The organism is Rossellomorea sp. NRS-1567 (assembly GCF_050467885.1).
GTDB lineage: Bacteria > Bacillota > Bacilli > Bacillales > Bacillaceae_B > Rossellomorea > Rossellomorea aquimaris_C.
The window spans coordinates 90,615-104,357 of sequence record NZ_JBITPL010000019.1 but is presented as its reverse complement, the minus strand read 5'-3'; the positions used below and the strand labels follow the sequence as shown (position 1 = coordinate 104,357).

Below are 13,743 nucleotides of genomic sequence, written 5' to 3'. Positions count from 1 at the left end.
AAATGAGAGTATTATTCGTATGTTCAGGTGGAATGTCCAGCGCAATTGTCGTGAATGCACTGAAAAAAGAAGGGGACAAAGCAGGGATCGAGATGGAAGTCCATGCAATCGGGACCGGTGAAGTATCTGAGGAAATATCCAAGGGATGGGATGTTTGTATGGTAGCACCTCAGATCCGTCACCGTTTTGACCAAGTGAAGAAAGCCGCTGATGAAGCGAATGTGCCTTGTGGTCCGATTCCTCCACAAGCGTACACGCCACTTGGCGGTCCAACTTTACTGAAAACAGTAAAAGAATTAACCAACTAATTTAATAGGAAACAAGGGGGTACAAACATGCAAAAGTTTGTGAATTTTCTAGAGAACAACTTGTCAGGTCCAATGGCCCGGCTCTCTGAACAAAGGCATTTGCAAGCAATCCGGGATGGGGTTATTTCAGCACTGCCATTTATTATCGTCGGTTCATTTTTCCTGATCTTGGCTTTTCCACCGCTTCCTGATGGCGGAATATTCGGAGACATCAAACAGTGGGCCGCTGACAACATCGTCGAAATCCTGATTCCGTATCGACTGACCATGTTTATCATGTCACTCTATATAGCCTTCGGGATAGGATACAACCTCTCGAAAAGCTATAACCTGGATCCATTATCCGGTGCACAAATTTCAGTAGCAGCACTTCTACTAACGATTACACCTAAAGTAATGGACGGAGAAGGCTGGGTCCTGCCAATGACCAACCTCGGTGGTCATGGATTATTCGTTGCCATGGTCGTCTCGATTCTGGCAGTTGAAATTTTACGTTTCTGTAAGACGAAAAATATTACGATCAAAATGCCTGAGCAAGTTCCGGCATCTGTATCACGAAGCTTTGAAGCACTTATTCCTGTAGCGATTGTTATTCTATTGGTATCTGCGGTTACCGTAGTAGCCGGAGTAGACTTACATCATCTAATCGGTGTAGCGGTTGCCCCACTAGTCACAGCTGGTGACAGTATATTCGGCGTATTGATCCCAGTATTCTTAATTACATTCTTCTGGTCATTCGGTATCCATGGGGTGTCTGTAGTAGGAACGGTTGCCCGTCCACTATGGGAAGTGTTCCTTGTAAACAACGCAGATGCCGTTGCAAACGGAGAAGCGATTCCACACATCGCACCAGAAACATTCTACCAATGGTTCATCTGGATCGGTGGATCAGGAGCAACTCTTGGGTTGGTTCTGGCGATGGTCTTCTTCTCCCGCTCAAAATACCTGAAAGCGTTAGGAAGAACAAGTATTGTACCGGGTATCTTCAATATCAATGAGCCAATCATCTTTGGTGCTCCTATTGTATTGAATCCGATTCTGATCATCCCATTCGTAACGATCCCGCTGATTACGGGAACTCTTTCATACATTGCAACAACTGTAGGACTGGTGTCACCAACCTATATCATGCCACCTTGGACACTGCCGGCACCAATCGGAGCTTACCTGGCAACCGGTGGTGACTGGAGAGCCATCGTCATGGTTCTTATCAATATCGCAATCTCGTTCGCTATCTATTTCCCATTCTTCAAGATGTATGACAAGAAGATGATGAAGATGGAAGAAAGCGATCAACAAGCGGCATAGAAAAGCGGAGGGGCTTTCCTCAGAGGCGACAAGCATAAGGCAAGTCCACCGGAAAGGCGTTCTTTGCCTCTAGCAGAATACGATCATATCAATAAGCAGAAGTGGGGGTCCTAGGATTCCCACTTCTTCATTAGCATTAGGAGTGATTCAAATGACAGAAAAGGTTGTCCCGAAGCGAATCGGTTTTAGAAGTGTGTTTGTTCTTCTAATCTCCGTATCCATTGGACTTTTACTTCTTTCCAAACCTTTGATGAGTGCAGGTCTCACAAAGGATTGGAGCGTATTTTTTGCAACGGGGATATCTGCTTCGGTCGGACTCTCATTTGTTCTTTTAAAATTGGAAGGGCCCGTTGAAGATGCTTCAGTTAAAAAGAAGCGAGTTTTATTGGCAGTGGTTGTCAGTTTCTTAATAAGCTTTATTCTGGCCTTTGTTGCCAAGTAATCTCGGGGAGGCATTCACAATGAAAAACGGAATCAAGATCGTTACTATCGGCGGAGGCTCAAGCTATACTCCCGAGTTTGTTGAAGGATTGATCAAGCGTTATGATGAGCTTCCAGTGAGTGAGCTGTGGCTGGTGGATATTGAGGCAGGAAAAGATAAGCTCGACATCGTCGGGAATTTGGCGAAAAGAATGGTAGAAAAAGCGGGGGTTCCCATGGGAATTCACCTTACACTGGACCGGAAAGAGGCGTTAGTAGATGCTGATTTTGTCACGACTCAAATGAGAGTCGGACAACTAAAGGCAAGAATTCAAGATGAGAGGCTTCCAATCAAGTATGGGATGATCGGTCAGGAAACGAATGGAGCCGGGGGATTGTTCAAGGGAATGAGGACGATTCCTGTTCTGCTTGAAATCGCTGATGAAATGCAGGAGCTTTGCCCGGACGCCTGGTTGATCAATTTTACGAATCCTGCCGGTATGGTGACAGAGGCTTTATTGCGTTACGGGTCACATCCTAAGGTCATAGGTGTATGTAATCTTCCCATTAATACGAGAATGACATTGGCCAAGCTTCTAGATGTGGAGGTAGAACGACTCCATATCGATTTCGCAGGATTGAATCATATGGTGTACGGATTGGACGTTTTGGTGGATGGTGAGTCAGTTTTAGAGGACGTTCTGGAAATCATGAGTAACCCTGACAAGCAGGTCAGCATGAGGAATATTGCGCCGCTTCCATGGGATCCGGAGTTCATTAAGAGTCTCGGGATCATCCCATGTCCTTATCACCGTTATTTTTATAAAACAAGTGATATTTTAGAAAAGCAGCTAGAAGAATTCAAGACGGGGACCACCAGGGCAGAAGTGGTTCAGCAATTAGAAAATGAGCTTTTTGAACTTTACAAGGATGAAAACCTTGATATCAAGCCTCCACAGCTTGAACAAAGGGGAGGGGCTTATTACAGCGATGCGGCTTGTAATCTCATCTCATCCATTTATAATGATCGCTGTGATATTCAAACCCTGAATGTCCGCAATGAGGGAGCGATCAGTGATCTACCACGTGGATCTGCTGTGGAAGTGAACTGCGTCGTTACAAAGTCTGGTCCTAAGCCGATTGCCGTCGGTGAGCTGCCGGTGGCTGTGAGTGGACTTGTTCATCAAATTAAATCCTTTGAACGGGTTGCTGCGGAAGCATCGGTTACAGGGTCCTATGAGAAAGCGATGCTTGCTATGACGATCAATCCGTTGGTGACGAGTGATGTGAAGGCGAAGCTACTGCTGGATGAAATGCTTGAGGTACATAAAGAGTATTTACCGCAGTTTCGTGAGCGATTTACACATAGTTAAGGTTGGGAAGTGTCTCAAATATTGATTTGGGGCACTTTTTGCGTGGATTGGCGAGGAGAATGGAGGTTGGAAGTGGTTTTGGTTGAGATATTATCGACTTTGAGCTGTTTATTATCGACTTTTCGGATATATTATCGAGTTTGGCATGTTTATTATCGATTTGCTGGATATATTATCGACTTTGCCCATTATATTATCGACATTCGATAGATAAGCGATGCCTGAGCGGGGCCGGATTCCAGTTTATTTTCAATTTCCCAAACTTATTTTCAAATCCGCCTAAACTCATCCCATCCCCACACTAAATTCCACCACAATCCCCACATCTTTCCCTCGGACGAGCATACTTTGATACAAAGACCTTTTTCTGAAAGGATATCCCGCCTATGATTCCAGTTAAAACAAAGGTTGCCGCCTCTTTATATGCCACGATATCAATCAGCTTCTGGGGCATATCATTTGTATCAACAAAGGCAGTGTTGGACACCCTTGATCCGTATACGCTGCTCGTTCTTCGGTTTGCGATCGGAGCTCTGTTTCTGCTCATGCTCTTACTTTTAAAAAGTTATCGACTCACCATTCCGATCAGATATATCCCGCACCTGATAGTGTTGGGGTTACTTGGCGTCTTCGTTCATCAAGTGATCCAGGCGACGGCCCTCCTTACAATTGATGCATCATCCGCAGGCTGGATGATTTCATTTTCTCCCGTTTTCACCGTAATCCTCTCCATGATTTTCTTACATGAAAAAATGACGGTTCCAAAAGCGCTAGGCATGATTATAGCAATTACTGGTGTGTTGATGGTGACGACAGCGAGGAGCGGGCAATCTATCGGATTTGCCGTTAACATCGGTTATATCCTGATGATCCTCAGTACATTAAACTGGGCCATCTACTCTGTGTTGCTGAAAAAACTCCGTATTGAGCTGCCATCCCTCGTCATCACCTTTTATATGAGTCTACTGGGTTTCAGCTTAACCATCCCGTTTCTCATCCGAAACCGGGGCTGGGAAGGCATTTCTCTTTTATCAAATGTGGAATGGGCCCACTTGATGTTCCTCGGTGTATTTGTATCAGGTATTGCGTACTGGTACTGGGGAAAAGCACTTGAGGTATTGGATGCATCAAAGGTGTCGATGTTTCTCTATTTAGAGCCAGTAACCACACTCATTGCGGCAATCTTTCTTCTGCACGAGAATATTTTCTTCATAACGATACTGGGTGGAGTCATAATTATAATAGGGGTTGTGATTGTAAATGGCCAGTTGATTTCTGTTTTCCATCGGTTTCTATGGAGGAAACGATAACACAGGGAGGTATCGCGGTGATCTTAAGGGAACGGATTAAGGATAGATTGGATGAATTGACTACCCCTTCCACCAAAGAACTTAAAGAAGTCTTGCAATCTCTTCAAATGAGTCTCGATGATATACAGCCATACTTACAGTCTCCGGATGGTAAGCCATATTATCGAAAGCTCCTTTATCAAAATGAAGTAGCAGAGCTCCTTGTAATGAATTGGTCCGACATGGAATGTGCTCCCCATGATCATGGGGACTCAAAGGGATGGATCCAAGTTCTGAGCGGGACTTCAGTCAATACAATCTTTGAAGTAAAAGAGAACCAGCTTCCACAGGAGATATTTGATCGCGAATATAGGGAAGGTTCTTTCTTTTTTGCACCGAAAAAGGGTGTTCACAAAATGAAGAAGGGGAGTGGGGAAAACCTGGTGACCCTCCATCTCTATTCTCCTCCCATTCAGGGTATGATGGTGTACGACTTGGAAAAATGTGCGGCCTGTGTGGTATCGGAAGAATGCGGGGCATGGTGGCCGGATCATATCAGGCAAAAAGTAAAAGAAATGCGGTTGAAGTAGAAAGAGCGTTTCTCCATAACGGGGAAACGCTCTTTCATATTAACGTACTCGTACTGTTTTTGCATCCTTACTTTCTACCCCTGTCGGAGAAACAGACGTAACACCATATGTGTACATCCCACCTTCTTCGGTTGAAGTATCTTCATACGTTGTAAGCCCTTCTTGAGAATACACGACATCCACAATGTTAGCTGGATTCTCGTAATCTCCTTCTTTCACGCCATCAAAGCGATAGATGACATATTTTCTGGCATCGGAGTGATGATTATCATCGATGGTTAAAGTTACATGATCTTCATGTTTGTCTGCTTTCACCGTGTTCGGTTTCTTTGGAAGCTTAGCATTGTTCCAAGGAGTGGCAGGGGTTAAAGCAGGTTCTGTGTAAACCTCGTTACGTAAAATATCTGCGTAACCAAGTGGGTTTTCAAATATTTGTCTAAGGGAAAAATGCATTTGTCCAAGGGCCGTTCCGTTATCACGGTTGTCCATGATTTGCTCAGGCAGCTCGTAAGGATTGAACCATTCCTGGTCAAAATTGTCTCCTACTTTATAGTCAGCCATCCCGATATAAAGATTAACAGGATGATTGTACGCATACTCATTCACTTCCTGACTCCACCAATCTAATAGAACGGAGTAGTTAGCAACAGCCAGATTTCTAGACCAATAGATTTGAGGGGTAATATAATCGATGCTTCCATCCTTGATCCATTGACGGGTGTCTGCATATAAGTCGTCATAATTCGTTTGTCCTGCCTGTGTGTCGCTTCCTGTAGGATCATCAGCAATATTTCTCCATACACCAAATGGGGAAATACCGAACTGGACCCATTCTTTAATGTCTTTGATGGCTGAATTGATGTCAGCTACAAGAACATCTACGTTATTTCGTCTCCAGTCTTCAATATCGTCATACGAACTTCCATATTTCTCGTATGTATCTTGATCTGGGAAGCTTTCTCCTGCAATTCGGTAAGGATAGAAATAGTCGTCCATGTGAACGGCTTCAATGTCGTAATTGCTCACTAATTCTTCAACCGTATCAATCAGGTATTCTTGGACTTCAGGTATACCCGGGTCCAAATAATATTGCTTGCCATATTTCACTACCCATTCTGGATGCAGCTTAGCTACATTGTCATCTGCAAGTGACTCGATCGTTTGGTTTGCCATCGTGATTCGGTACGGATTCACCCATGCATGAACCTCGATTCCGCGCTTATGAGATTCATCGATCATGACCTGAAGTGGATCATATCCCGGATCGGTTCCTTGTTTGTCACCTGTAATGTACTGGGACCAAGGAGCCAGTTCAGAAGGATAGAAGGCATCTACAGTAGGTTTCACCTGATAGATGACGGTATTAAACTTCAACTCTTTTAGCTCGTCAAGGGTTTCTGCCACCCAATCCGTATACTCCTGCTTGTCCATTCCAGCTTTCACATCAATGTTTTGAACCGTGGCAATCCATGCTGCACGCATTTCATGTTTAGGCGCATGAGTTTCCGAAGCTTTTGCTTTTCCTGTAGAAAAAGGAAGGGCAAGCGAGAACAACAAGGCGGCCATGATCATGTACTTTACTGCTTTCATCAACAAATCCCCCGCTTTCATTAACTGATTCCCTATAAAAGAAACCGTTTTCATTTTATTGAAATAATACTTCACGAAATAAGATAAAAACATGAAATATTATTTCTATTTTCATTATAAGGTGTTGCGTTCCTATGGTATATAGTACCAATGAGGTGAAAAAACTGAATATTCTATCGGTAATCGGGATGATTTGACTAGATAAATAGTTCTAAAAAGAAAAGAAAGGGAAAGATTGAATACAGAATGTTGCGAACAATCGGGGTGAAGTGGTGGTAAAATAGGAGTTAGAAGTGAAGAGGAGATTGTAAAAGGCAGTGCATCGATTCATGAAAACCTCACTTTACTAAGATAGGGTCGAGAAATCATTTTAAAGAATGGGATTGACCGTGTGGTGCACCACATGGTTTATGATTTAGGTGTGAGGTGGAAAGAATGTACAAGGTGAGCGAGTTTTCCAAGATGACAGGACTAAGTAAGGAAACCCTGCGTTACTACGCAGAGATAAAGTTGCTGGAACCTGTGTATATCGATCCTGCAAACAACTATCGCTATTATGATAATGGATCATATCTAGTGGGACGATTATTGGTCTACTTAAGGAGGTTTAACTTTTCCATTCAAGAAATGTTAACCGTCGTAAATGACGAATCCTTTGAGAATCTGGAACAATTGATCCGGGCCAAGAAACGGGATTTGGAAGCTGAGATAGAGCGCATACAAACAGTGATCGAGGAAATGGATGATTTCTTTGAGATGGGAATAGGAGAGGATACGAATGATTAAATGGTGTGAAGAACGGAAGATTCCAGTCAATATTGAAACGATTTGGCATTTGTTTGAGATTGAGAACATTCAACGAATTATGCCTAACGTCGTTGAAAACAAGGTACTGGAGCAAAAGGAAGGCGTGGTAGGCTCCACCTACCAACAGAAATACAAAGAGGGGAAAAGAATCGAGACGTATATTGTAGAAGACCTCGAGTACGAGAACACACCCGAGAAAAAACACAATAAAATTGGTTTTACACTTGCCAAAGCCTTTGAAATCGAAGCGGAATTCACCCTTCACAAAATAGACGACGGAGAAACCAGATTCATCTATAAAGGCGAAAACAGAGGAGTGAACTTCCTGGGGAAAGTCTTATTAAAACTGGGGGGAGAAAAAAACAACAACAAAGTCGTCACCGATTTCATGGACCTTGTTGAAAGCGAAGCATTGAAAGAAGCGAATAAATAGCACAGAAGAGGGACGGACCTCCACGAATCGTGGAGGTCCGTCCCTCTCAACGTTCACAAGCAGGAACTATCTCTTCTCTAATCGAATGTAGAATCGTTAGTGTTATTTAGAAGGGGATGTAGCGAATGGATAATCAAAAAGAAAAAATCTTGATGCATCATAAAAATGTATTGGAATGGGTGACTTCACTTGAGTCCATATCTGAGGAACAATGGAGAAGGCCGATTGATGAAGGGAAGTGGAGTGTAGCAGAGATCATCGGACACTTCATACCGTGGGACCGATTTGTCCTGGAAAGCCGCATTCCTTATTTTAAAATAGGGAAAGAAATGCCTCCTGGGCCTGACCCGGATGAATTGAATCATCAGGCTGCAAAGGAAAGCAGAAAGCGTTCCAAACACGAAACAATTGAAGCATTCATTCTTACAAGACAAAAACTGCATAAAGCAATCCTGACAGTGGACGACCAGGAATGGCACAGGGAGATAACCATCGGCAAAAGCAAAATAACAATCCATGACTATTTTAATAACTTAGCCAAACATGATGAACACCATATGAAACAGATAAATGAACTGATTTGAGAGGGACGGACCTCCGAGATTTCGGAGGTCCGTCCCTCTTCACTTGGTTTGAATTTTAATATCGGAGGGAAAAGAAGAAGGGTTTCAGCACCTGAATTTCAGGGTATGAAAAAAATTTTTTAATTAAAATTTTGCATGAAAATTCATGTTGGAATTTGTTGAAAAATGTTCCAGTGAGTGGTTTTTTGTAAGCGATTTCTTTACGATTGCATCAAGCTTTAAAAGATTCTGAATATTGAGTGAAAATAAACATTTATATATCAACGTTCAATCAGTATATTACATATATATTTGGAAAAACCACAATTTTTCCATTAACTTAATTTTTCGTTTTTTCTAAATTTCATGATATACTAACGAAAATTAAGAAAATTTAATTAACCGGTTAATTATTCAAACAATATACAAGTTTAGTAGAGGAGGACATTGGATGAAAACGAATCTTCCTGTAGCGCAAGGCATGTATGATCCTGCGCAAGAACATGAAGCATGTGGAATTGGAATGATCGCAAATATTGATGGGACGAAGAGTCATAACATCGTTCAAAATGCCATTAATATTCTATGTAACTTAGAGCACCGCGGAGGACAATCAGCAGATACAAGTACTGGTGACGGTGCAGGTATCCTCACCCAAATCCCTCATCATTTCTTCAAAAAGCAATGTGAGAAAGAAGACATCATCCTTCCGAGAAAAGGTGAATATGGAATCGGAATGGTGTTCCTTCCTGAAAATTATGAGAAGCGCATGAAGAGCAAAGAAATCTTCGAACGCATCATTGAAGAAGAAGGTCAGAAGACACTTGGCTGGAGACCTGTTCCCCTCAATGATTCCTTTGTCGGAAAAGTGGCTTCCAAGTCGAAGCCGTTCATCCGCCAGGTATTCATCGGCGTATCCGAGGATATACAGTCCCGGATGGATTTCGAACGCAAGTTATATGTGATCCGTAAACGAATTGAAAAAGAAGTGGCAACTGTTGAGGGACAAGAAGATGTCTATCTTTGTAGCTTGTCGTCCACGACCATCGTTTACAAGGGGATGCTCATCCCGGAACAGCTCGATTCTTTTTATATTGACCTCAACCACCCTGAGTTCCGATCAGCTTTAGCCCTTGTACATTCCCGATTTAGTACAAACACTTTCCCAAGCTGGCAGCGATCTCATCCAAACCGATATACGATTCATAATGGAGAATTCAATACATTAAGAGGTAATGTGAACTGGATGCGCGCACGTGAGAAGCTGTGCCAATCAAGTGCATTTAAAGAAGAAGATCTGGAAAAAATCCTTCCTGTTATTGATGAGACAGGCAGTGATTCCTCTATGTTTGATAACTGCTTTGAATTCCTTCATTTATCTGGAAGATCCCTTGCCCACACGGCCATGATGATGGTACCTGAGCCTTGGGAAAACGATGACACGATCCATCCGAAGAAAAAGGACTTCTACGAATATCATAGCTGTTTGATGGAGCCGTGGGATGGACCGGCAGCCCTTGTGTTTACGGATGGAAAGCAGATTGGAGCCTGTCTGGACCGAAATGGACTACGCCCGGCACGTTACTATGTGACAAAGGGCGGCATGATTGTTCTTGGTTCTGAAGTAGGGGCCCTGGATATTTTTGCTGATGATATTGTTTACAAAGATCGATTACAGCCAGGGAAAATGCTGCTTGTTGATCTTGAAAAAGGGAGAATCATTCCTGATGAAGAGATCAAGCTGCGAGTTGCTTCCGAGCATCCGTACAGACATTGGCTGGATAATAATAAATTTGAACTTGAAGATCTGCCTGAAACGACGCATGAACCAGTTCAACTGGATTCAGAAGAAGTGCGTTTACAGCAACAGGCTTTTGGCTACACAAATGAGGAGTTGAACAAAATCATTAAGCCGATGGTGACGGACGGCAAAGATCCGGTTGGTTCCATGGGATATGATTCGCCTCTTGCAGTATTATCGAAAAAGCCACAGCTTCTTTATAACTACTTCAAACAGCTTTTTGCCCAAGTAACAAACCCACCGATCGATGCGATCCGAGAACAGATCATTACATCTGTAGGTACAACGATTGGAGCAGAAGGAAACCTGGTTGACCCGGGTCCTGAAAGCTGCAGGCATATCCATTTAAATTCACCGATTATAACCGGAGAAGAGCTTGAAAAGCTTCGTCATCAAAACGAAAAGGGCTTTAAAGCCGTTACTTTATCCATTTTATTTGATGTAACCGATGAAGAAGATCAGCTTGAAAGCACGCTGGATGCTCTGTATGAAAAAGCTGACCAGGCCGTTGAAGACGGTGCGACACTCCTTATTTTATCTGACCGTGGAGTTGTGAAGGATAAGGCAGCCATTCCAGCACTCCTTGCCGTTTCAGGGCTGCATCATCACTTAATTCGCCAAGGAACGCGTACGACTGTCAGCATCCTTTTAGAATCAGGGGAACCAAGAGAGGTTCATCATTTCGCAACCCTGCTTGGCTATGGTGCAGAAGCAATCAATCCGTATTTAGCCTATGAAACACTGCGTAATCTGATCGATAAGGGCGAGCTGCAAGATACCACTTACGAACAAGCGGTGCAAAGCTTTGTGAAATCAGGGACAGACGGTGTCATCAAAGTTTTATCTAAAATGGGGATCTCTACGATTCAAAGCTACCGTGGAGCACAGATTTTTGAAGCGGTAGGCATTCATAAAGATGTGATTGACAAGTATTTCACCCGTACAGCGTCGAGACTCGGCGGGATAGGGATGGATATCATCGAAAAAGAAGTGCTTTTAAGGCACCGAAAAGCGTTCAATGAGCGAAAAGACAATCAACAAACATTGGATTCCGGAGATGAATTCCAATACCGGAAAAATGGAGAAGATCATGCGTACAATCCAAGTACGATTCACACTCTTCAACATGCATGCCGTACGGATAATTATGAGTTATTCAAAAAATATTCCAACATGCTTACAGACGAAAAGCAGAATCTGCAATCTCTTCGTGGACTTCTTTCGTTTAAAGAAACGAAGCCTATCCCGATTGAAGAGGTTGAATCAGTGGAAGAAATCTGTCGCCGATTCAAGACCGGTGCCATGTCATTCGGATCCATCAGTCAGGAAGCCCATGAAGCATTAGCGATTGCCATGAATAAAATTGGCGGACGGAGCAACTCAGGTGAAGGTGGGGAACATCCAAGCCGCTTCACCCCGGATGAAAATGGGGATTCAAGACGCAGCTCGATCAAACAAGTAGCGTCAGGACGCTTCGGTGTAACAAGCCATTACCTGGTAAATGCGGACGAAATTCAAATCAAAGTTGCACAAGGAGCGAAACCTGGTGAAGGTGGACATCTCCCTGGCAAAAAAGTTTATCCCTGGGTTGCTGAAGTGCGGGGATCTACTCCTGGAGTGGAATTGATTTCACCACCGCCTCATCATGATATCTATTCGATTGAAGACCTTGCCGAGCTGATTTATAACCTGAAGAATGCAAACCCGCAGGCCCGCATCAGCGTGAAGCTGGTATCAGCTGTCGGTGTTGGGACGATCGCTGCAGGTGTGGCAAAAGGCCGGGCGGATGTTGTGTTAATCAGTGGATATGACGGAGGAACGGGTGCAGCACCGAGAACGAGTCTGAAACATACAGGATTGCCGTGGGAGATCGGTCTTGCCGAAGCTCATCAGACCCTGTTACTGAATCGTCTTCGTGACCGGATTGTCGTCGAGACTGATGGGAAAATGATGACGGGCCGGGATGTGGTGGTTGCATCGCTTCTAGGAGCAGAAGAGTATGGGTTCTCGACTGCACCGCTCGTTGTACTTGGATGTGTGATGATGCGTGTTTGTCATTTGAATACATGTCCAGTCGGTATTGCGACACAAGACCCTGAATTACGTAAAAAATATACAGGTGACCCTGAACATGTAGCGAACTTCATGCGATTTGTTGCCCAGGAAACAAGAGAGCTTATGGCTCAACTTGGTTTCAGAACGATCAATGAAATGATTGGCAGAACGGATATCCTTGAAGCAAACGAAGCCATTGATCATTGGAAAGGGAAAGGGATCGACCTCTCTGCTCTTCTGCATCAGCCGGATGTGCCTGAAAAGGTGGGCCGCTATGCGACAAGAAAACAGGATCACGAACTTGAGAAGACACTCGATTATCAAGAGCTGATTCCTCGCTGCCGCCAAGCGATTGAAACGGGAGAACCGGTTGAATGGACGACAGCGATTCGAAACATTCACCGTGTAACCGGCACGATGCTTGGAAGCGAAATTACAAAACGTTACGGGGCAGAGGGCCTACCGGAAGATACAATTCGCTTGACGTTTAAAGGATCAGCAGGACAAAGCTTCGGTGCCTTTATTCCAAAAGGTCTGACACTGAGACTTGTGGGAGATTCCAATGACTTCGTAGGAAAAGGTTTATCAGGCGGGAGAATCATCGTTCATCCTGATCCAACCGCTACGTTCATCCCAGAACGAAATACGATCATCGGTAACGTTTCCTTCTACGGGGCGTCTGGTGGAGAAGCATATATTTATGGAGTGGCCGGCGAGCGCTTCTGTGTCCGTAACAGTGGAGCGCAGGTAGTTGTTGAAAGCGTCGGGGATCACGGATGTGAATATATGACAGGTGGAAAAGTGGTTGTACTCGGACTTACAGGCCGAAACTTTGCCGCAGGTATGTCAGGTGGAGTCGCTTATGTACTGGATGAGGATGAAAACTTCAGATCGAGATGTAACCAGGAGCTTGTCCTCGTTCAACCATTATTTGACCCGGAAGAAATGAAAGATGTATACGACATGATCGAGAAATACGTTCATTATACATCCAGCAACAATGGGAAGAAAATATTAGCGAACTGGGATTCCTACGTGTCAAAATTTGTACGCGTGATTCCGAAATCGTACCTCAAGATGAGAGAACGGATCAGTGAGCTTGAGAATAGTGGATTAGAGAAATTCGATGCTGAAATGGCAGCATTTGAAGAAGGTACAAAAGAAGAGAAAAAAGTGTTAGAACCAGCGAAATAAAGAGGGAGGGGG

General features: G+C 43.8%; 11 protein-coding genes. 10 read left to right on the top strand and 1 reads right to left on the bottom strand.

The genetic code is table 11. The features are described from left to right. Positions 1 to 2 precede the first annotated feature (2 nt). The 6 genes from ACIFOD_RS15570 to ACIFOD_RS15545 all read left to right on the top strand — a co-directional run bounded on the left by ACIFOD_RS15570 (position 3) and on the right by ACIFOD_RS15545 (position 5,288). Positions 3 to 308 carry a PTS sugar transporter subunit IIB gene (locus tag ACIFOD_RS15570; RefSeq protein WP_044339788.1) on the top strand — a complete coding sequence of 102 codons (306 nt, stop codon included), beginning with the start codon at positions 3 to 5 and terminating at the stop codon, positions 306 to 308. 27 nt (positions 309 to 335) lie between these two features. Next, positions 336 to 1,616: a PTS sugar transporter subunit IIC gene (locus tag ACIFOD_RS15565; RefSeq protein WP_430315376.1), complete on the top strand. Its 1,281-nt coding sequence runs from the start codon at positions 336 to 338 to the stop codon at positions 1,614 to 1,616. A gap of 151 nt (positions 1,617 to 1,767) precedes the next feature. Further along, positions 1,768 to 2,058, top strand: a complete 291-nt coding sequence (locus ACIFOD_RS15560; RefSeq protein ID WP_430315375.1) for a hypothetical protein — start codon at positions 1,768 to 1,770, stop codon at positions 2,056 to 2,058. A 19-nt stretch (positions 2,059 to 2,077) separates the two neighbouring features. Then, on the top strand, positions 2,078 to 3,409 hold the full coding sequence (locus tag ACIFOD_RS15555; RefSeq protein ID WP_430315374.1) for a 6-phospho-beta-glucosidase: 1,332 nt from the start codon (positions 2,078 to 2,080) through the stop codon (positions 3,407 to 3,409). A gap of 386 nt (positions 3,410 to 3,795) precedes the next feature. Then, positions 3,796 to 4,719 (top strand): DMT family transporter, encoded by a 924-nt coding sequence (locus tag ACIFOD_RS15550; protein ID WP_430315373.1) that lies wholly within the window; start codon positions 3,796 to 3,798, stop codon positions 4,717 to 4,719. A 17-nt stretch (positions 4,720 to 4,736) separates the two neighbouring features. Continuing rightward, positions 4,737 to 5,288: a cysteine dioxygenase gene (locus tag ACIFOD_RS15545; RefSeq protein WP_430315372.1), complete on the top strand. Its 552-nt coding sequence runs from the start codon at positions 4,737 to 4,739 to the stop codon at positions 5,286 to 5,288. A 39-nt stretch (positions 5,289 to 5,327) separates the two neighbouring features. On the opposite strand, the gene ACIFOD_RS15540 is transcribed toward ACIFOD_RS15545, so the two are convergent. After that, complete coding sequence (locus ACIFOD_RS15540; protein WP_430315479.1) at positions 5,328 to 6,899, bottom strand: family 10 glycosylhydrolase; 1,572 nt, start codon at positions 6,897 to 6,899, stop codon at positions 5,328 to 5,330. Between the two features lie 414 nt (positions 6,900 to 7,313). Between ACIFOD_RS15540 and ACIFOD_RS15535 the strand changes: the two genes are divergently transcribed. The 4 genes from ACIFOD_RS15535 (at position 7,314) to gltB (ending at position 13,731) form a co-directional block, all read left to right on the top strand. Beyond that, positions 7,314 to 7,664, top strand: a complete 351-nt coding sequence (locus ACIFOD_RS15535) for a MerR family DNA-binding transcriptional regulator (protein WP_397552518.1) — start codon at positions 7,314 to 7,316, stop codon at positions 7,662 to 7,664. Continuing rightward, positions 7,657 to 8,118, top strand: coding sequence for an SRPBCC family protein (locus ACIFOD_RS15530; RefSeq protein WP_430315371.1), 462 nt, complete (start codon positions 7,657 to 7,659; stop codon positions 8,116 to 8,118). Before ACIFOD_RS15535 ends, ACIFOD_RS15530 begins: the two co-directional genes overlap by 8 nt. Before the next feature lie 125 nt (positions 8,119 to 8,243). Further along, positions 8,244 to 8,702 (top strand): DinB family protein, encoded by a 459-nt coding sequence (locus ACIFOD_RS15525; protein ID WP_430315370.1) that lies wholly within the window; start codon positions 8,244 to 8,246, stop codon positions 8,700 to 8,702. A gap of 430 nt (positions 8,703 to 9,132) precedes the next feature. Continuing rightward, complete coding sequence (gltB, locus tag ACIFOD_RS15520) at positions 9,133 to 13,731, top strand: glutamate synthase large subunit (RefSeq protein WP_430315369.1); 4,599 nt, start codon at positions 9,133 to 9,135, stop codon at positions 13,729 to 13,731. The last annotated feature ends 12 nt before the right edge of the window (positions 13,732 to 13,743 follow it).